22 protein-coding genes are annotated in these 18334 nt (G+C 41.9%); 1 reads left to right on the top strand and 21 read right to left on the bottom strand.

The genetic code is table 11. From position 1 onward, the window contains the following. Positions 1 to 52: 52 nt before the first annotated feature. From J3L18_RS15025 to J3L18_RS14925, 21 genes are all read right to left on the bottom strand, one after another. The gene (locus J3L18_RS15025; RefSeq protein ID WP_129571116.1) at positions 53 to 1255 is read right to left on the bottom strand and encodes a phosphoadenosine phosphosulfate reductase domain-containing protein; all 1203 of its coding nucleotides are present in this window, start codon (positions 1253 to 1255) and stop codon (positions 53 to 55) included. Continuing rightward, positions 1252 to 2973, bottom strand: a complete 1722-nt coding sequence (locus J3L18_RS15020; protein WP_129571117.1) for a DNA cytosine methyltransferase — start codon at positions 2971 to 2973, stop codon at positions 1252 to 1254. The genes J3L18_RS15025 and J3L18_RS15020 overlap by 4 nt, the downstream gene beginning before the upstream one ends. Continuing rightward, on the bottom strand, positions 2970 to 5717 hold the full coding sequence (locus J3L18_RS15015) for a DNA methyltransferase (protein WP_129571118.1): 2748 nt from the start codon (positions 5715 to 5717) through the stop codon (positions 2970 to 2972). The genes J3L18_RS15020 and J3L18_RS15015 overlap by 4 nt, the downstream gene beginning before the upstream one ends. A gap of 37 nt (positions 5718 to 5754) precedes the next feature. After that, complete coding sequence (locus J3L18_RS15010; RefSeq protein WP_129571119.1) at positions 5755 to 7437, bottom strand: DEAD/DEAH box helicase; 1683 nt, start codon at positions 7435 to 7437, stop codon at positions 5755 to 5757. Continuing rightward, complete coding sequence (locus J3L18_RS15005; protein WP_129571120.1) at positions 7438 to 7812, bottom strand: ASCH domain-containing protein; 375 nt, start codon at positions 7810 to 7812, stop codon at positions 7438 to 7440. 205 nt (positions 7813 to 8017) lie between these two features. Beyond that, a complete protein-coding gene (locus J3L18_RS15000; RefSeq protein WP_129571121.1) occupies positions 8018 to 8353 on the bottom strand; it encodes a KTSC domain-containing protein in 336 nt (111 codons plus the stop codon). Positions 8354 to 8828: 475 nt separating this feature from the next. Continuing rightward, positions 8829 to 9407 (bottom strand): hypothetical protein, encoded by a 579-nt coding sequence (locus J3L18_RS14995; protein WP_129571122.1) that lies wholly within the window; start codon positions 9405 to 9407, stop codon positions 8829 to 8831. A gap of 13 nt (positions 9408 to 9420) precedes the next feature. Further along, on the bottom strand, positions 9421 to 9732 hold the full coding sequence (locus tag J3L18_RS14990) for a DUF8468 domain-containing protein (protein WP_129571123.1): 312 nt from the start codon (positions 9730 to 9732) through the stop codon (positions 9421 to 9423). After that, positions 9674 to 10678: an RNA-directed DNA polymerase gene (locus tag J3L18_RS14985; protein ID WP_129571124.1), complete on the bottom strand. Its 1005-nt coding sequence runs from the start codon at positions 10676 to 10678 to the stop codon at positions 9674 to 9676. The genes J3L18_RS14990 and J3L18_RS14985 overlap by 59 nt, the downstream gene beginning before the upstream one ends. A 229-nt stretch (positions 10679 to 10907) precedes the next feature. Beyond that, positions 10908 to 11330: a hypothetical protein gene (locus tag J3L18_RS14980; RefSeq protein ID WP_129571125.1), complete on the bottom strand. Its 423-nt coding sequence runs from the start codon at positions 11328 to 11330 to the stop codon at positions 10908 to 10910. Positions 11331 to 11336: 6 nt separating this feature from the next. Then, positions 11337 to 11714, bottom strand: coding sequence for a hypothetical protein (locus tag J3L18_RS14975; protein WP_129571126.1), 378 nt, complete (start codon positions 11712 to 11714; stop codon positions 11337 to 11339). Between the two features lie 4 nt (positions 11715 to 11718). Beyond that, positions 11719 to 12195 (bottom strand): hypothetical protein, encoded by a 477-nt coding sequence (locus J3L18_RS14970; protein ID WP_129571127.1) that lies wholly within the window; start codon positions 12193 to 12195, stop codon positions 11719 to 11721. A gap of 181 nt (positions 12196 to 12376) precedes the next feature. Next, the gene (locus tag J3L18_RS14965; protein ID WP_129571128.1) at positions 12377 to 13033 is read right to left on the bottom strand and encodes a PD-(D/E)XK nuclease-like domain-containing protein; all 657 of its coding nucleotides are present in this window, start codon (positions 13031 to 13033) and stop codon (positions 12377 to 12379) included. A 5-nt stretch (positions 13034 to 13038) separates the two neighbouring features. Further along, complete coding sequence (locus J3L18_RS14960; protein WP_129571129.1) at positions 13039 to 14274, bottom strand: hypothetical protein; 1236 nt, start codon at positions 14272 to 14274, stop codon at positions 13039 to 13041. Positions 14275 to 14284: 10 nt separating this feature from the next. Continuing rightward, a complete protein-coding gene (locus J3L18_RS14955; RefSeq protein ID WP_129571130.1) occupies positions 14285 to 15271 on the bottom strand; it encodes a recombinase RecT in 987 nt (328 codons plus the stop codon). 459 nt (positions 15272 to 15730) lie between these two features. Next, positions 15731 to 15934 carry a hypothetical protein gene (locus J3L18_RS14950; RefSeq protein WP_311086351.1) on the bottom strand — a complete coding sequence of 68 codons (204 nt, stop codon included), beginning with the start codon at positions 15932 to 15934 and terminating at the stop codon, positions 15731 to 15733. 129 nt (positions 15935 to 16063) lie between these two features. Beyond that, the gene (locus tag J3L18_RS14945; protein ID WP_129571131.1) at positions 16064 to 16441 is read right to left on the bottom strand and encodes a hypothetical protein; all 378 of its coding nucleotides are present in this window, start codon (positions 16439 to 16441) and stop codon (positions 16064 to 16066) included. Positions 16442 to 16467: 26 nt separating this feature from the next. Further along, complete coding sequence (locus J3L18_RS14940; RefSeq protein WP_129571132.1) at positions 16468 to 16674, bottom strand: hypothetical protein; 207 nt, start codon at positions 16672 to 16674, stop codon at positions 16468 to 16470. 3 nt (positions 16675 to 16677) lie between these two features. Continuing rightward, the gene (locus tag J3L18_RS14935; RefSeq protein ID WP_129571133.1) at positions 16678 to 16878 is read right to left on the bottom strand and encodes a hypothetical protein; all 201 of its coding nucleotides are present in this window, start codon (positions 16876 to 16878) and stop codon (positions 16678 to 16680) included. A 14-nt stretch (positions 16879 to 16892) separates the two neighbouring features. Next, the gene (locus J3L18_RS14930; RefSeq protein WP_189549410.1) at positions 16893 to 17057 is read right to left on the bottom strand and encodes a hypothetical protein; all 165 of its coding nucleotides are present in this window, start codon (positions 17055 to 17057) and stop codon (positions 16893 to 16895) included. Between the two features lie 52 nt (positions 17058 to 17109). Then, positions 17110 to 17466 (bottom strand): response regulator transcription factor, encoded by a 357-nt coding sequence (locus J3L18_RS14925; RefSeq protein WP_129571134.1) that lies wholly within the window; start codon positions 17464 to 17466, stop codon positions 17110 to 17112. Positions 17467 to 17600: 134 nt separating this feature from the next. On the opposite strand from J3L18_RS14925, the gene J3L18_RS14920 reads away from it, so the two are divergent. Continuing rightward, positions 17601 to 18332, top strand: a complete 732-nt coding sequence (locus J3L18_RS14920; RefSeq protein WP_129571135.1) for a S24 family peptidase — start codon at positions 17601 to 17603, stop codon at positions 18330 to 18332. Positions 18333 to 18334: the final 2 nt, after the last annotated feature.

Genomic DNA, 18334 nt, shown 5'->3' with positions numbered 1-18334 from the left:
TCTCCCCTGGCTTCACACCCATAAATGATTTTCTTTTTGATTAATTTAAGTTTCATTCTCCAAATTGTATTAAAGGTTGAATAGATCCATCTGAGTAAACCGTGTCCATTGGCGTATCGGCGGTAGGCTCATCGCCGGTCCACTTATTCGGCCATAAGTTTTCGGCCCAGCATTTGCGTATGAAAGCCTGCTCTTCATCGTTCAATAAGTAAACTGCAGGCATGTCTATTTTTGCCGCCTCAATGTTGATCTCATTTTGAATAGACAGTATTTCATTAAATGCCCACTCGCGCGCTGCCATTGTGATAGGGCCCATGCGTTGTTTATTCTTTTCGTTATTATCTTCGAGTCCTGTCTTGCGCAATCTGTTTTGTGGTTTGCGTAATTCCCTGTAAATCGGCCTTAACCGTTTCAAAGGAGCCAGGTATTGCCATTTAGGCTTTTTGAGTAAGTTGTCAAGGGCTGTATCCTTATCGGTTAATGGGCATCCCATGCAACCGGTGCGTGCATTCAATTCTTCCGCTTCATCACCACCGTAAGCGTCAGCAATAAGTTCAGTAGAAAAATCTCCATATTCTGGCAATGGTGCCCAGTGTTTAAGCCACTCCCAAACATGACATACACGCCAGTGAAGTATAGGCGCAAGCGTATCACACAATGACGTAGGCAATGTTTCCTGATACCATCCTTGTCCACATTCGGCACCATTTTTTGAGCATGACATAATAATTCTCTGATCACGAATCGCGCTTTCACCCTGCCTGACACCAGTTAGCATCAATACCTTTTCACCTAATGAACCCACGAGTGTTTCAAGAGCATGCTGCATTGGTTCTATCTTGATACGCGATGTACACCATCGAAAGGTTGCATTATTGGGAGGAGGCACACCCCGTCCAATAATGTAAGTTAAAAACCTATTTTCCATTGAGGCCATGACAACTTCAACCTGATAACCATGTTCGGCCAATTCTTCCATGATTTTTTGAGCTGCATAAAACAGTGGCGTAAGTTCAAGTCTGGTATCAGCGTACATGATATAAATCTTCTTCGGAGCTTTCACTTTGCCCGATAAGATGCTCCATACGATGAACGTCACAAGCGTTGTACTATCTTTACCTCCGCTCCATGCTACACACCAGTAATTATATTTAGGTCCGTATGCACTGAGTGATTGCCAGCTTAATTCAAAGCTATCTGTCATTTGTAGGCGATGGCTGATGCCTTCAAATAAATTAGTTTGTACAGTCTTCATGATAAACTTTCGACTACCTGTTGAACTAACCATTCCATCACTGGCGGAGTAACCGCATTTCCACATTGTTTAACCTGGTCTTTGTTTCCTCCAAGAATTACATAATCCCGCTCAAAAGCCATTGCCAACTTTATTTCATTCGGCTTAAGCATTCTGTAATAGCAATCTTCAATATTTGGCGTTTGGTAGTTAACCATTGATACGCTGTCTTTAGTTGGTATGGTCGGTATAGATTCTGTGAAGTGCTTAACCGTATGACCGCCGTTATGATAAGATGTAAAAAATGAGTTCCAGGCTTCAGTAGTAACAATACCTGTTTTTGCAACTGTTGTTTGTGCTGGTATTGTACCGGTAACTGGTTTTGAATATTGATTATTTTGATTATCCACTATTAACGGATATGTAATCAAGCTATCTCGCTGCTGTGTGTTTCGCGTAGCCATTACATCGGTAACGGATGTAGAACGTGACGGATTGGGATCATAATTACCATCAATAATAAATGCTGGTGGCGTGCATACTCCCATCGTTTGGCGTGTTGCCTGTGTATGTAATGCATCAGCAGCTGATACTGAATTTTTTAGATTAGATGACTGTTCGGCCTGAACAATTACAGGACTGGTAATGAGCTTAATCCTCGGATCACAATCTACAGTGTTGATTACTTCACTTGATTTTTTTACTCTAAAATCTATCCCTGTAGTATGTTTATCATTTATCAGGAATGGATTAAATATTGCCTGTGAAGTAAATGTTGTTTGGGCAAACGTAGGGTTGTCAACTGCTGGCCTTATTACCCCACGTGCTTGGTCTGAATAAGTTGCGTGTAAAACGAGAGGTTGCGGTCCAAATTTATCTAATCCAAAATTTATTCTTTTTGTAGTATTAGGCGCCAACGGCTTTTCCCTGTCGCCAATACGCTGGCCCAAATCAGTCCAATCTATACAATTAAAAGCGGCATAATAATATGGCTCAACTATGTCGCCATGCACCGGGCATCGGTAAACGTATTGCCCGTTTTTAACACCATACTTACCGTACTTCTTAGCCGGGTTCTTAAAAGATTGAATAGCGTGCACATCCTTTCCACACTTAACACAATAAGCTGCCGGTGTATAATCAAGTTTAGGCGCTTTGTTGCCTTTTTTCCAAAAAACAACATACATCCTGTCCCGGCTTTGCGGCGTTGGGAAAAAGTGCATAGAGTTTAGGTAAACGCATTTGTGATCATAACCTAACGTGTGCATTGTACCTAACCAGTTGTCGAATAAATTCCATGTTGTTTTTGCCTCAACAACATTTTCAACTATCACAGCTTCATAGTTATGATATTCGGCAAAGCGCGGCACATCCCACATTGTTGCGCGGGATCGTTCGGTTGCCGGATCTATCTTTCCGCTGTCAAATAGCTCCATAGCTTTTTTCTCCGACTTGTGCCTATTACCTCCAGCAGGTGATCGTGTTGTGCATTCAGGAGATATAACAGCTATAGTAGTCCGGTAATATCTGCGAGGATCACAAGCTGAAATATCAGTACAAACGTGTGTTGTCTCTGGGAAGTTGGTATTGTGCGTTTCAATTGCGAGCTTCCAGTGATTCATTGCCAGTTTAACTTCTATGCCACCACCGTTTTTGTTTGCCAATGCTCGTACGCCCTGTGAACTTCCACCGGCACCGCAAAAGAAATCTGATACTGTTATATGTGATGACTTTCTCATGCTGCATCCTCCGCTTGAATAGCATCAAACAATGTTGGTATACTCATCTGATGCTCGGCGGCCTTGCAGTAGTGAGCACCATCAACGAAGTAAGATGAGTTTAGCTCTATCCCATAACCGATACGTTTTTGAAGGATTGCCCGGTAAGGAACCGTCATCAAGCCGCCGAAGTAATCCAGCACGATATCACCTTCATTGCTCATTTGATTGATCACGCGATCGGCGATATCAAACTGCATCGGACATATATGCATCTCCTTGCCCAGACTCCATTGTGATCCGTTTAGCGTAAGCATACGGGTGATATCTGTCCAGACTTCATCAGTCCAGCTTTGTGGCTGCAATAACATGAAACCAGGGGGCAGCTTGCCCTGGACCTCAAGTGATTCTGCTATCTTCACGATCTGTTCAAAGTCCCATATTTCTTTCAGTGAGTAATCCCTGAACAGTTTATAGATGGCATCATGGGCCAGTGTAGCGATTTCGGCAGAATCGAGCAGACGATTACCAGAACTACGGGTGAAGCCATGTGCGTCAAACTGCCAGCGAGACCGACTATAGCCTTTTTTGTGAGTATAGCCATCTTGCTTATTAGCAGATATTTTCACGCTATCATCCAACTTCATTGATTCTTTACAGATTGGACATGTATATTCCCACAATGCATCAACATTATCATTGAGAACTTCCCAATCTTTAAATGGACTTGTAGTATTGCAACGAGGACAAGATGCTGTATCTTCTTTCGACTTTAATACCGGGATGTCTGCATATGCATTCGAGTTATCACTTGGCGGTTTCCTGAACAATAACAAATACTCCGGCATTCCGACACCCATCTTCGAACCGTCTTTACATTGCTCTGTCCAGCCTAACCGGTAGGTTTGGGCGTTTTCTCTTACTACGTCGGTGACGATAGTTTTCATGCCGATATACGCGAAGCCATGACTGGTAAAGTGATCTATACAATCTTTATGAAATGGATAAACAGTTTGAAAGCCTAACCCATTTAGGCCGCCAGGTATGATACGGTCCTTAACATGAATTGCCGCGATACGCCCTGGCATCAGCACGCGGAAAACCTCCGGCGTAGAATAATCCATCTGCTGGAAAAACTCTCGTGTATTCTCTGTATGACTGTAATCAGAGTAGTTTGGAGAGTATTCATACTGATTAGCAAACGGGATAGAGGTAAGCACAAGGCCTACAGAATCTGAAGCGATGCGCGGCAATTCTTTGACGTTATCGTTTTGTACGATGGTGTAACGTTCACCTTTTATTTCGACACGCTCAACGCCAATTTTACGGGTAAGGAGCTGTGCCATGGCAGCCTGAGAAAGGCCGAATTTTTTAATAATTTCAGTCATTTTTTTAACCATTACATTGTGTTGTTGCCATTTGCGCTCAAGCTGCTTCCTGATTTGGCGTTCGGCCTCGGTATAGATCAGATCAATACGCACCTGGTTCTTTTGGCCGAAGCGGGCTAAACGGTGGATAGATTGAATGAAGTCGTTGAATTTGAAGCCTATTCCCAGGTATATGGCCCATGAGCAAAACTTTTGAAGGTTGGTACCCGAACCAATCATGCATGGCTTGCCGCCAAGCTCTGCCAGTTCACCTTTTGAAAATGCAGCTATGATCACTTCTCGGGCATCAAGATCCTGTTTGCCGAAAACTGTTTTGCAGGTAGGTATAGCCCTTTCGATGGCCATTCGTTCAGGCTCCAGATCATGCCATAGGATACGATGAGCGGCAGGATCTTCATCACGCAGCTCAAGTACTTTCGCCAGCCTGCTTGTTAAGCTCTCACGTTTTTCTTTGGCGCTACCCGAAAGGCCGATAGCTGTTTCTGCGTACATCTTATATTGCCCGTTCTTTTCGGTACCAGCTTTACTGTGATCGCTTGGTATCTCGTGCCAACGGATATCCAGCGGCGGCATATTGTAGCCAATATCATCAGATTCATTACCGGTAAGATCTGATGGTTTGCTAACAAACAGTGCCCAGCTTGCAACCCATAACCAGAACTCTTCCTCTTTGTGGGCATAAATGGTAAGTTTGTCGGCCTTGGTGCTATCACGCTTAAAGAAGCGTGTTTTGGCCTGCCCAACGTCCATTACACCCAGAAAGTCTGCATAGGCCAATAGCTCGATGTAGTCGTTAGGTGATGGTGTAGCAGTTGCAACAAAACGATATTTTACCCTTTCAGCACCGCGGGTATTACCTTTCGGACCCTCGTCTCCTGTAAACAGGCGCATGAATTCACGGAATGTTTTTGACCCGCCAAGGCCTCGCAACACACTGCCTTCGTCAAGTGATACAGCATCGAACTCGGCAGGGTCAAGTTTACCATCGCGCACGGTTTCATAATTGGTCAGATAGATGCCTGTTTCGGCAGCTTCTTCGATCTTTCGTATAAACTTTGGCGGCGTATCCCATCCCAGGATATTAATAGCATCATTGATGAATTCCTGCCTAACACCAAGTGGGCAAATGATCAAGCCACGGCCACCAGTATCGGCAATGATGATTCGGATAGTTTCAAGTTGGGTAACAGTTTTGTGTAAGCCAAATGCAGCGAAACAGGCGCGCCGACCTCCTTCAACCAGCCATTTTACCATGAGTCTGTTATGTGGCTTTAAGGCCTGGTTGATCTGGCTGTCTGAAACTTCGAAGCCGGCGCTTTCGGCGAGCTTAACTTTCGACTTCAGAAAGTCCTCATATGATTGTTTAATGAACTCCATAATTTTCAATATTACTTTAATTACTATTGGTAATAATTTAGACCGAAAAAAGATTCATAACCTTATCTATAAAGTTCACCTCGACATCATCTTCATTGCCGGTAACCGTATTGGCGATATCTCTTTTGGTCTGGATCAGTTCGTAGTTCCACTCATCGATAGTGTCCTTACCAAGAAAATAAGTACACATCACATTGGCATGCTGTCCGAGCCTATAGCATCGGTCTTCTGCCTGGTCCATAATGGCTGCGTGCCATCCGAACTCAATGAAACAAACCTGCTGCGAAGCGGTGAGCGTGACGCCCACACCTGCGGCTTTAAGGTTACAGGCAGCTACCATGCAGTTTGGATCGGTTTGAAACTTATCGATATTCTCCTGCTTCCTGCGATCATCTTCGGCACCGGTAATCCTCACTGATTTAGGGAAGCGTTCCTGAACTGCCTGTATGATCTCGGTAAGGTTACAGAATACTACTATCTTTTGCCCGGATTCAATAACGTCCCTGATGTAATCAAATGCATCAGCCAGTTTACCGCGGGCAGATATGTTCTTTAAAATGCCAATGCGAACCATCACTTCGCCTTTCATACTTTTTTGAACCTGTTCGTCGGATAACAGCTTTACATTACGCATGTAGCTCTCAAGATCTTTCTGTGCGTGGATGTATTCCTTCCGGGCGTGATCGCTAAGCTCACAAATCACCACCTGCCTCAATTTATCAGGAAGATACTTCTTGATCTCCGGATCAGTTTTGTTGCGACGGTAATAACAGATCCTGTTCAAGTGATAATTTAATTCAGCCAGGTTAGAAGCACCCCGCGGACCCGAGCAATAATGCTGTTCAAAGTACTTGTAACCGCCAAATTCGTGCAGGCGGTTGATCACTGCTAACTGGCTTGCCAGATCGATTGGGCTGTTAATTACAGCAGTACCGGTAAGTGCAAGCACAATATCCTTACCGGCCGTGATGCCACGCGTGAACTTGTATTGTTGCGTTTTTGAATCTTTGATCCGATGAACTTCGTCAATAACTACCGACTTGAATAACTCAATATTCTTGTTGAAAGTGATATCTGAAATTTTAGGGCGTTTACCTTTAGGCATTTCTTTAATGCTTGTTACGAAGTATTTCTTTAAACTTTCGTAATTCACGATGAATACCTGGGCAAGGCCGGTCCGGTAATATTCAGGCCATGTTTTCAACAGCTGCGGGGCCAATACCAAAGCCTTGATATAAGTAGCCAGTTCAAACTCACGCTTCCAGTTAAGCTTTACCGATGATGGGCATATCACCAATGAAGGGAATACACTTTCACCTTGTTGATGAAATCCGGCCAGTGATACTACAGTCTGCATGGTTTTGCCGAGGCCCATATCATCACCAATGATAAGCCGCTTCTTTTGCATGATATATGCTACACCTGGCTTTTGATAGGGCCGCATTTCCCGGCGCGTAGGGATATCAATGGTTAATTCAGGAAGAGGGGAGATGTAATAAACATCATTACTTTCCTGTGCCGGTACATAGCCAAACTGGATATTATGCCGCTTTGCAAAACGTTCAACTTCATCCCGGTGCTGAATTGGTACTGTCCATGATTTATCATGATAAATGAATTGACGATCAGGCAGCGCCTTAAGTGCGGCCAATATTTTTGGCAGGGGCTTACATTCAATTTTATAAAAATTGCCCTGTTGCGTTACTGTTCCTAAGCTCATTTATAAATTAGTTGTAGGGTTGTATTTCCAGAATGATAGGCCACCTTTGACATTTAAAATAGGAGTTTCATACTTTACTGGATTAGCAAGTACCCAATTCCAAACTCCATTTTCGGCCCATAGAGAGGGATGATTTTGCACACAATCAACAATGTCAACTTCTCCTATGATAGCACTATAATTGAATTGTTCGACAGCGGTCTTTATGTTTAAAGACAACATGTCCAATAATTCTTGTATTTCATCAACTGGCTTCTGCGAAGCATGGATATAAACCCTGCCACGAAAATTAGTTTTCCAGGTTCGATTTTCAATATCCTTGATTCCAGACACAATAAGAGCTGCCCAAGGTTGTTTTACACTTAATGCTTTCATTGTTAAATTAAATTGTATTGTCTATAACTTCTACTCCATATTGCTCACCGAGCTCAATAGCTTTTTTGCATACCCATTTGACTGGGCCTCGATATCTGGATATCATTGTTTTGTATTTGAATATCCAAAGCCTTTTTTCTTTGGTGACAGTTACCTGGAAATGTCCAGCATACTTGTCAAAATTGATTACTACCTGGTACATAGCTCAAAAATCTATTGTGTCAGGATCTGATTTAATATGAGTAATCAGGCGCTGCTCATGTTTATGGGATATGAATTTACCCACAACCTGCTGACTGATAAACTTGCCAATTGAATCAGCAGCCTTGGCAGCATTAAGAAGTTCAGTACTTACGTTATTGTAAACATAAGCTCCGGTACCGCCCTTAAATTGAACGAATAACCTGCCATTCGTATAATCAGTGCCAAAGTAATCTACGTTACTTGATGGCTTTTGATGTATGGAAAAATCGAACAGACTGTCATGGACAGCGAGTTTTTGACCATTAAGGTCAATAGTGTTTTGGTTTTCAGTATTCATGGTTTTACGATTAATTTTTGTTTTTGGTGATTCGTTAAATAAACCGGGCACAGCCTCGCGCCATGCGCCGGTTCAACCTAAACCTTATCACAATTGGGGACCTTCCCCGTCACAAGAGCCGGACTCGAACCGGCATCCAACGGCCTACACCCTGTACTCCAGTGCTCGCGTTGCTGATTTTCGACATTGACCACACACCAGCTTAAAAAACAAAGATTTCTCTTTACCGGGCCCGAGTTTGCACGTCACAGGGGTCGAACATTTCGAGCAGCACCCTGAAGTGATGCCTTTAGTGCGGCGCATGCTTTTTTTGCGCTTTCCAGCCGCCCGTTCCGTTTTCCTAATCGTTTATTCGACATAGTTTGTCTTTTTGCTCATTCATTTTTGCGTGTTATCTGCCTACTATAGACCAGGCATATCCAATTCTGCCATCTTGTGATGTTGCTGTTTTGAGGATAACAGCCATCCTTAGTCATTATTCCGGATTCTCGTCGCCATCGTTACCCTCAAAATCAAATTCTCCCTGAGCTGATGGAGCAATCTTCCCATCAAGATATTTATTGACTTCATCAGAAACGTGAGCTATCGTGGCCATCAGTTCATCTCCGTATTCGTAAGGATCATTTTCATCCATGAATTTGGTGAATGGAGCCGGCAGGTTCATGGTCCTGTTGCGTGAAATTTTCTTTGATCCAAAAAGCGAAACACCTTCACTATCACCGGAGCCGCCAATGCTGTAACTAAGCACTTTGAACTTATTAATGATTTCAGGATCACCATCGACCTCAACCAACGTCTTTTCAAAGGCTTCCCGCTGATCGCAAATAATGGCGAGGTGTACGCGGAGCATATCAAATGCATGCAAGGCATCAGGATGAGCAAGCTTTTCACCTTCGTAGGTTGAGTTACCGGATGTCTCCAGTACAACTTCCCCGTTTTCAAGGTATTTTTCGATGAGTGTAAACTCAACATAGATGCCGCCGTTCTTGGCAAGCTTGGCCTTGCTGATAAGCCTTGTGACTTCTTTTCGTGTGTTTTCTAATACTTCTGGCATTTCGTTATTGTATTTATGTGAATTTGAAAAAGAACTGTTTTTCGTTAAATGGTATCTTCACTATCGTACTTATGAAAGGGAAGTCTTCTTTGCTTAACTTCTCAAGATCTTCCTTTAATACACCTGAGCCTGTAAACAGCACCCTGGTCTTTTCTTCATAAAGTATCTGCAATGTGAGATACTCATTCCTGTTAAATTTGCTATCGCCTACCCGGTAGTCGAGAACTGTCACTGGCTTATCCAGTATTTCTTCGATTGTTATTTTTTCACCGGTCAGGTTTTTTGATCTCACCCCCAGTGAGCTGAATGTTTTGATTGTAGTCATAGGTTAATTTCTTGATAAGATGAAGGCTATTACAGTGTTTTGCCCAGCCCATATAACTGGCTAATGATTCACGATTGGGGCGGCGTTTAATCATTCGTGCAAAACTTTGCTTGATTGATTTTCTTAATAGTACATGCGTATGGAAGTGAACATATCCAACGAAGTCGATACCACGATCTTTTACCGGGAATACCTGGTAGTTATCCTTAACTGTAAGTTTTAGGTTATGATCAAGGTACCATGTTATTTGTGAGAGTAATCGGTGCAGATATGGTTTATTATCCGAAAGTATAACCAGGTCATCAGCGTATCTGAAATAGTATTTAACTTTCATCACTTCTTTCAACCAATGGTCGAAATATGTTAAATAGAAGTTTGCAAAATACTGACTCAGATAGTTACCTATAGGCAGACCGTCGGCACTATCAATTATCTCACCGAGTAGCCACAAAAGATCATTGTCTTTGAACTTACGTTTTAACAGACATTTTAAAATTTCATGGTCAACGGATGGATAGAACTTTTGTATATCCAATTTCAAACAATATGTTGTACCTGAAACATCCTTTAATGCTGATTTCAGCTTATTTGATGCTGCGTGTATACCTTTGCCTTTGATACAGCTGTAAGTATCATTAGTAAACATTGATGTAAAAATTGGCTCCAAAATATTCATAACAGCATGATGTGTAATTCGATCTGGCCAGTAAGGCAGCCGGTAAACATCGCGCTCTTTAGGTTCGAATATTTTGAATGTTGAATAGCTTGATGTATTATATGTTTTATGCTTCAACATAGCATGCAGCAATAAAATGTTCGATTCTTTATTCCTATCATGAGCAATAACACCATATTGCTTTGCCTTACCCTTACGAGCCGTGGCATCAGCAAGCTGCAAGTTTTCGATGCCGTAGATTTTAGGATATAAATTATTTAATCGTTTCATTTTGCCTTTGGGTTTAAGGTCGTGTTCCCGGCGTGAACCGGTACCAACGCCATTTTACGGTTTGTTGTTTTTTGCCATGCTGGCAAGGTCTGCGCCGCCTATAATCTTTATCCAGTGGTGCGAACTGACATTCGTATTCGTATTCCAGTTATCGTAATTCGTGTTCGAGAAGCTGAAGCCTGATCAACGAACGAACTGACAGCCAAAGCGGCGCACAACCCTTTGATTTTTATTTGCTCTTTTCCTGCTCAATAATTAACCAGGCTGTTTCAAACAGATCTGCAAAGTCAGTTCCGATGTAAATTGCCGCATCATACGTTCCAACGACGAGGCGCGAACCGACAGTCGTACGCGTAAACCAGAAATCGTAATGCGAGTGCGAGAAGCCGAAGCCCGAGGGTTTAGAGTCGTCTCTTTTGATCCATTGCCAAACACAGTACTTGTATTGTCTGCCATCGCCCCAATCTGCTTTCCAGTTACCGTTAAGTTTGTTATGTGCTTCAATCACTTTTGTGATTTTATAATGGGCAATCAAGGGATCAACATCTCCCGCAGGCATGCCGGCCTCAACCATTCCATCACGTAATCTGTCAAAGTCAATGGTTTGTCCCAGTGCTTTAAGGGCATGCTCAACACTTTTAATTTTCTTCATGATGATTTAGCTTATCGGTGAAAAATAATCGTTGTAGTAAGGCAAAAGAAGTTCAGCGCCCTTTTCGCAGAGTTCTTCGGTTCGATATTCGAGGCGCGAACCGACACTCGTATGCGTATACCAGTCATCGCAATACGTGAACGAGAAGCCGAAGCCCGATTTGTTAGGTCTCCAAACTGGCCAGTAGTGCCATTCAGTCCCGTTATAAACAGGAACCCATATTACTCCGTCTTGCATGTTTATGTATCGGATACATATTATAAGCCTGTCATAGGCATCGGATGATACTTTATCAGTATCAGTGCGGTCGTCCAGTTCTGGAACTGGTGTTTTGCCTAACTTCTGGCAGGCTTCTAAATAAAATTCTTGATGTGGTTTCAACATTGTTTTATTGGTTAAGAGTTAATACAAATGGTTTATAGATAGCGGCGAATGTTCGGCCAGCGTACATGGCCAATTCAGCTGATTTAAAGCAGAGGCGCGAACCGACAGTCGTACCCGTATGCCAGCCATCGTAATCCGCGTTCGAGAAGCCGAAGCCCGGGTCTCTGTTGAATACAGGTAAATACCAGGTCTGATTGTTTTTAAGCTCACCCTCGTTAAGGCTTTTAGCTATAAGTTTAATCCGTTTATAAGCTGCCTCGTCTTCGGTGTCATTCTCAATCATATCTGTGAATTCATCTGCGGTTAGGCCATTGTCTTTCAATACGTCATCAAAAGTTTTGATCCTATCGGTAACTTTGATAGGAACCAGAACGCCTGGGAATAAATCCTGCAGCAGTTTCTTGCCGGATGCATCAGCTGATTGGTAAGCTTTTTCAGCATTTTCTTTCAGCACCTTGAGTTTTTCTTTCTCTTTTTCCATTGTTGTAGTTATTGGTTGTTATAAAATTTTTCAGTAACACATCTCTTTTTGCACATTGGACAGATGCCGGTGTTTTCGGCATTGTGCTGGGCAAATGGTCCATGAACCTTGCAGTAGTAGAGCGTATAATCTTTCTTGCCCCTATACTTTGTTATGATCCATTGATTGCATGCTAACTCTGTCATGCCGCTAATTTTAAGTCTGACAACAGCATCCAGTATTTAAAAGCGATCTCTGTAAGCTTTTCCATGCCGCTTTTGAATATTTCACTTTCACGGGTAATGGGCACTTTAAATACCTTAAAGTTCTTTTTGCTAATGAAGATCAGCATGTCCTTTTGTGATCCTGACAGTAGCATGTATAATGCCCGCTGTTGATCATAGTTGAAATGATACAAAGCTTCCCTACATTGTTTTTCGGTTTCGCAAGCAGTACTTTTGATGTCATCACCAAAGCCCATCATTTCAAACCACCTGTCAAACTTGCACCTCATGTTCAGGCTGAACTTAAATCCATGATAATCGAAGTCAACTCGCCCAATGAATATCTTTTGAAAGGATGCCATATCGTGTGTTTGATTGCAATAGGTATCCTTATGGTAAGATCTTTTCATTTTTGAGGCCTGTTCCATTTCATCAGCCGAAAAGGTGATTCCATTGCATTCACGATTATAGAAGTCTACTTTGTCAGGCTCGGTGATCATGTGATCAATCAAGTTGCCAAATGCATAGGCCTTCTCTTTATCACCAGGCTTATAACCTCCGTAAAGAATTTCATGAAGGTTAAGCAAGTCGCTGTTGGATACCTCCGGTCGGCTGTAATATGGATCGGTGTTCATGGCTGTTAAGCTGCTTTATTGGTTGCGATAGCTTTGTAGTCATCCTCGTAGATTACATGCTCATGATCAATCTTCTCTGATGTTTTGTTGGCATGTTTCTCACAGAAAGCTTTCATCTGGTTACCAGTCTTCTTCATCGCATCTTCGATGTTTAGGAATTGGCCTTCTTTCTCAAACCAGAACAGGAATATTGCTCCAAGGCCTGCAGGTGACAGCACTGTGATTTTATAGCTTTGCCTTGCGGTACCGGTATCTGATTTTACCTCTGCCAATTGTGCAGCCGAATCAAACAGGTTGTTAGTGTTAGCTATGTTTTGCTGCAATGAAACCTTTTGCTGGTCCTGTTGCTTAGCAGATTCTGCCTGCTGGCGTAAGCGTAGTTCGTCATCTTCCTGACGCTTTTTAGCGGCAGCTTCGAGTTCAGCTTTTTTGGATGCATCAGCTTTTGCTATAGTTTCAAGTTCACCTTTCTTTGATGCTACCAGGTTAAGCAAATGTCTTTGGTGTTCTTCCATGTTTTCACGGAAGTTGGCGCTTAACTCATCATACAAGGCGGCGCGGGTGTCAAAAATTATCGGCGCAAGATCTTCCTTGGTCAAATAAACCGGAGATATGGATACCGATAGTTCGTTGAACTTGTCTCGAGGGTACAATAACTTCAGTTCTTTAATCGCATTTACTACAGCATCAAGCGTTTCAAGCGTGGCATTGTTGAGTTTATTAGTATAGAATGTTTTAAACTCAAGCAGCTTATTTTGATATGACTCCCTGATCTGGCTTTCAGCTTTTGCTTTAGCATCAATCTTTTCTTTGGAAATAGCCTGGTCCTTTAATATCTGCTGTTCTTTAGCTTTCGCATCATCAGCTTTTTTCTTGGCATAGTCATTCCTGATGTTCTGTATTTTGCTATATACAGAATCTGCTTTTTTAGGATCGATTTTGCCTTCTATTGCAGTAAATGCCGATTTAATTTGATCCATTAACTGGGTAACAGGTGATCGCCTGGTATTCATGATGGACAATGCCTGTTTAGCTTTTACCTGCCAGTCATTTAAAGCTGCATCAAGGTCGTCTGTCATGCTTGATCCTTCAATGGTATCAATAAAAGCATTACCGGCATTAACGCATTTTGAAAGCAAGTTTTCATTGGCAGTCAGTATACCACCAGCGTTTTGCATAGTGATAGATATTTCTTCTACTTTGATAAGTGAGGTTTCCGGTTGTTGTGTGGCTGTTGACATTTTGTAATGATTAAAAATCAGGTTCGTCAGATGTATTAATTTTTATAGTGGTAGTTTCCGTAGCGTGTTGATTTTGCTCTGATAGTGCTGCGTCAAAGTCATTTGCTGCCTGATTGGTTACCTCAGTATAAGTGGTGTCCTGGATGCCATTACCTGAATGATCATTCGGGTTAAATCCATAATCTACAGGGCTCTGTTCGCCATTTGGCATCTCGGCCAATGGTTCAAGGTTGCTGAAATGCCCGGTCTGTACTTTAGGATAAGCTGTTAAGGCATGTTTCAATGTTTTAGCCATTAGGAAACCGGTATCTATCTGTCCGTTGTTTGAGGTATAAAGCGCATTAGCACTGCCGCCATTGTTCCTGGCAGAATAGCCCTTAAGCCTTTCAATGGCAGTAGTATCGAGGTATGGCATTTCATAGCTGCCATCCGGGCGCTCAATCCTAACGAAGCAAGCAATTATTTTGGCTTTAGTATCGTTGTTGAAATTTTTATCATATTCCTTAACAACCAATTTGCCTTTCTCATTCGTACCAACTTTGAAGTGATCGCCTTCGTAAACTACAACTGGATCATCGGCGTATTTGATCTGCCCGGCGCGCATCCGAAGCTTAAGCTCACCATAAGGTGAAACCTGAAGAATGGCTCGTTTTTCCCATATGTCGGTACCATTGTCATTCTTACCAACTTTAAAATTTCGGGTAGTGATGTAGCAATCAGGCTTTGTGCCCTGTTCAAGGCTATGCCCATTAACATTAATATCAAGGAAGCAACCGTAAAGGCTAAGGGGAGAGCACTCACGCAGTTCTTTCTTTTCTGAAAGCATCTTTTTGTAATTGAATACCTCTTTATGGTAGATCATTTCACCTCTGTCGGTTCCACTGATCTGATTGTGAATAGCAATGAAGCGATCTTTTACAAAATCAAGTTCAGCTATCTCGGCCGGCTTTGCCTGGTTAAGCAGAGCGACCACATTTGTAACATTGTTTGTTGACATCGTTAATAAAATATGATGATGATAATTAGTATAATAGCTACAGCTATGCAGCAAAGTTTCTCTCTCTGAATCCGGCTGTCGATGAATTCATCAATTGGATCTGTATGAACCCTGTGTTTCATCGTGCTGGAGTGTAAATGATTTCATTGGCGTCACAAAGCAAAGATTCAGTGGCTATGATGGCATCAGCTGCGAACGTTGCGTTATATAAAGTATCTGTTGCAAAACGCAGATGCATTTGCCATGTATTGAAATCTGTTATCGGTCCGAGTTCTTTTTCAGTAGGCCGAACGGTTGTTTGACAATTCCTTACACGAAGGCCAACATTCGGGTAGTTTACTACGATCTTGTTATCCTTGTTTTTCATCTCGTCTATCTTTCAAAAGATCCCTGATCAGTATGGATATTCCCGCCGTGCATACCAAGGCCACACAAACCCAGTATACTTTTAAACCTATATCAAGCCACGGCATGACACACCTCGCTTTCTGGCAGTACAGCCGCTTTGATGTAAAATGTATTGATAATGGCCGATGGCTGATGAGCGGTAAGAGGCAGCTTAAGCTGTTTGATGATTCTCAAGGCCATTGTTGCCGCCGATTTAGCCTGGCTCGCATTTGGTAACCTGTACACCATTATATCAGGATATACATTTACACTCATTAAACCCAATGTAGTTCGAAGCGTCTCGAAATTTGGATTTACAGTTTGGTTTGTTAAATTTGTCCCATTCATGTGATCGATTGTTTAATTGGTCATTTAAGGATTGCCCTGGTCTCAAGCAGGGCTTTTCTATTTTACCATCATTTCACGATAAGTACTTTCAAGACACCTGCCCGCATGTTCAGCGTGGGCGCGTGAGCGATAACTAAGGCGCGAACCGACAGACGTAGCCGCATCCCAGGTAACGTAATCCGAGTACGAGAAGCCGAAGCCCGAGGGCACATCTAAATCGAAATATGGTATGTAAGTACTGGTGTAAGTACCAGGTATCCATTCATCGCCGTTATCTTCAAGATTGATAGCTTTCGCGAATGTTTCAATCTTAGCTACTGCATTAAGAAAAGTCTGTTTTCCATTATCCGGGTTAGCGTAAGGAAGATCTTCCTTTGCATCAATGCCCAATACCTTGCAGGCATCTTCATAAGTTTTAATTTCTTGGTAGTTCATCGTGATTATGTTTAAAATTTTATTGGTTACTTTCTGAATTTTGGCATCCATCCTGGGCTTATCTTTTGAACTTGTTTAATCAGCTCTAAAATCTCGGGATCTTTTAAGGCTGTTTGGAAATCAACAAACTGCCTCCGCCTTAACTGTGTCTCCATGTCAGTATGATAAAGCTGCTTTTTTGTTGGCTTTACCACCTTTTCAGGGATGACTAACTGTGAGTGAACTACGCGCATGGCTTATATCATTTTAAATACCGGAAGCCAGCCTGGTTCACCTTTTTGCATTTCGCATATAAAATCAGCATGCTTCATAATTCCTTTCAGATAGCCATTTAATTGAGCTTTCTGTGAGGCATTCATGTTTGTGTCAACCGGCATGTTTGGGTTGTCAATGATCCAAATACCGTTTGCTGGATTATGATGATTTAAAATGCTCATTGCTTTGTTTATTATTAATTCTTATCCTCTTTACGCCACAATCTGGCTTTGCCTTTCGGCTGATCTTTAGTAGAGATTTTAAATCTCTTATTGCTTGTAGCGTGAAACTCCGTGCTTATGAATGAGGCCATCGACCTTCTTTTCTGACTCGGGAAAAGGAAGCTGTCTCCGATTTCCATTTTGTCTATTTTCGAGTACTGCGTTTCTTCCGCAGGCAGCGGAACGTTTTGTTCAATTAATATATCCATTGTATATCACGGTTTGAGTAGCCCAAATGGCTATTTCGATTTTATTGCTGAGGCCTGTTTTGCGCCTGATGTTCTGGAAATGTTTTTTTACAGTTTCCACGCTGATGAAAAGCTGATCGGCAATAACCTTGTCGGCGAGCATAACCCGTTTAAACACTTCCATTTCAGAAGGGCTCAACGTAACACCATTTTTGATCTTGATGCCACTCTGAATAAAGTGAGAATGAGAAGTTGATCCGCACTTATCACAAGGCACTTTCGGATTGCCTCCGGTACCTATAATAGGGTTGAATAGCGGTATTGAGTTTCTGAAAGCTGGGGTAGGTGCTGTGTTTATCATTTTACTACTTATTGAGTATTGTAATGGCTTTAGTTATATTTACTTTTGTTGTGTGTTTGTTAACTAATGTTTAGCAAATGTAATTGAAAAAGTTCCAATATTCCAAATAATTCAATGGAATTTTTATTTAAAAAATGGAAGAATTAATTAATAAGCTGATTAATAGCGATTTAAAATACGTAGAAAAGCAGACTGGTATCCCATATGATAGAATGTATAAGTGGGTAAAAGGCAAATCTAAACCCAAAATGGGAGATTATCAGGTATTGGTTGATTTTTTCGATGGAAAAAAATCAATTGAAAAAGTTGAAAATCCCCGATTGGAAGCTGTGCCGATTAATCTCCACCCACACCATGATGATGATGAAAGTGGAGATTCGAAGTATGTTTACTCTCCAGATGGATCAATGGGTATGCGAGTTAAGATAGTGCCGGCTAAGGCACAGGCTGGTTATTGGCTTGGTCACGCAGATCCAGAATATTTTGATGAGTTCGAAACTGTTATTATAGATGTTAAGCAAAAGCATCGTGGTACATATATCGGCTTCGAAGTCAGGGGCGATAGTATGATGACAACTGATCCGGAATTAATGGAGCAAAATATTTACCCAGGATGGCGTGCTATCGGCCGAGATTTACCAAAAGACAAATGGACTTATAAATTACATACTCATCATTATGATAAATGGATAATAGTACACCGCGATAAGGGGATTTTGATAAAGCAAATAACAGAACACGATGTACAACAGAGAACAATTACCATACATTCATTGAATCCAGAATATAAAGATGAGGTTTTGAAATTGGAAGATATAGATCAGATTTTCAGCGTTGTTCAAACGCTTCCTAAGCAAAGGAATTAATA

The sequence above is a fragment of the Mucilaginibacter gossypii genome, from assembly GCF_017569325.2.
GTDB classification, from domain to species: Bacteria; Bacteroidota; Bacteroidia; order Sphingobacteriales; family Sphingobacteriaceae; genus Mucilaginibacter; species Mucilaginibacter gossypii.
This window is presented reverse-complemented; position numbering and strand designations above follow the sequence as displayed.

Coding starts and splice junctions, on each gene's coding strand:
- J3L18_RS15025 (WP_129571116.1), bottom strand. CDS start 1,255: ATGAAGACTGTACAAACTAATTTATTTGAAGGCATCAGCCATCGCCTA.
- J3L18_RS15020 (WP_129571117.1), bottom strand. CDS start 2,973: ATGAGAAAGTCATCACATATAACAGTATCAGATTTCTTTTGCGGTGCC.
- J3L18_RS15015 (WP_129571118.1), bottom strand. CDS start 5,717: ATGGAGTTCATTAAACAATCATATGAGGACTTTCTGAAGTCGAAAGTT.
- J3L18_RS15010 (WP_129571119.1), bottom strand. CDS start 7,437: ATGAGCTTAGGAACAGTAACGCAACAGGGCAATTTTTATAAAATTGAA.
- J3L18_RS15005 (WP_129571120.1), bottom strand. CDS start 7,812: ATGAAAGCATTAAGTGTAAAACAACCTTGGGCAGCTCTTATTGTGTCT.
- J3L18_RS15000 (WP_129571121.1), bottom strand. CDS start 8,353: ATGAATACTGAAAACCAAAACACTATTGACCTTAATGGTCAAAAACTC.
- J3L18_RS14995 (WP_129571122.1), bottom strand. CDS start 9,407: ATGCCAGAAGTATTAGAAAACACACGAAAAGAAGTCACAAGGCTTATC.
- J3L18_RS14990 (WP_129571123.1), bottom strand. CDS start 9,732: ATGACTACAATCAAAACATTCAGCTCACTGGGGGTGAGATCAAAAAAC.
- J3L18_RS14985 (WP_129571124.1), bottom strand. CDS start 10,678: ATGAAACGATTAAATAATTTATATCCTAAAATCTACGGCATCGAAAAC.
- J3L18_RS14980 (WP_129571125.1), bottom strand. CDS start 11,330: ATGAAGAAAATTAAAAGTGTTGAGCATGCCCTTAAAGCACTGGGACAA.
- J3L18_RS14975 (WP_129571126.1), bottom strand. CDS start 11,714: ATGTTGAAACCACATCAAGAATTTTATTTAGAAGCCTGCCAGAAGTTA.
- J3L18_RS14970 (WP_129571127.1), bottom strand. CDS start 12,195: ATGGAAAAAGAGAAAGAAAAACTCAAGGTGCTGAAAGAAAATGCTGAA.
- J3L18_RS14965 (WP_129571128.1), bottom strand. CDS start 13,033: ATGAACACCGATCCATATTACAGCCGACCGGAGGTATCCAACAGCGAC.
- J3L18_RS14960 (WP_129571129.1), bottom strand. CDS start 14,274: ATGTCAACAGCCACACAACAACCGGAAACCTCACTTATCAAAGTAGAA.
- J3L18_RS14955 (WP_129571130.1), bottom strand. CDS start 15,271: ATGTCAACAAACAATGTTACAAATGTGGTCGCTCTGCTTAACCAGGCA.
- J3L18_RS14950 (WP_311086351.1), bottom strand. CDS start 15,934: ATGAGTGTAAATGTATATCCTGATATAATGGTGTACAGGTTACCAAAT.
- J3L18_RS14945 (WP_129571131.1), bottom strand. CDS start 16,441: ATGAACTACCAAGAAATTAAAACTTATGAAGATGCCTGCAAGGTATTG.
- J3L18_RS14940 (WP_129571132.1), bottom strand. CDS start 16,674: ATGCGCGTAGTTCACTCACAGTTAGTCATCCCTGAAAAGGTGGTAAAG.
- J3L18_RS14935 (WP_129571133.1), bottom strand. CDS start 16,878: ATGAGCATTTTAAATCATCATAATCCAGCAAACGGTATTTGGATCATT.
- J3L18_RS14930 (WP_189549410.1), bottom strand. CDS start 17,057: ATGGAAATCGGAGACAGCTTCCTTTTCCCGAGTCAGAAAAGAAGGTCG.
- J3L18_RS14925 (WP_129571134.1), bottom strand. CDS start 17,466: ATGATAAACACAGCACCTACCCCAGCTTTCAGAAACTCAATACCGCTA.
- J3L18_RS14920 (WP_129571135.1), top strand. CDS start 17,601: ATGGAAGAATTAATTAATAAGCTGATTAATAGCGATTTAAAATACGTA.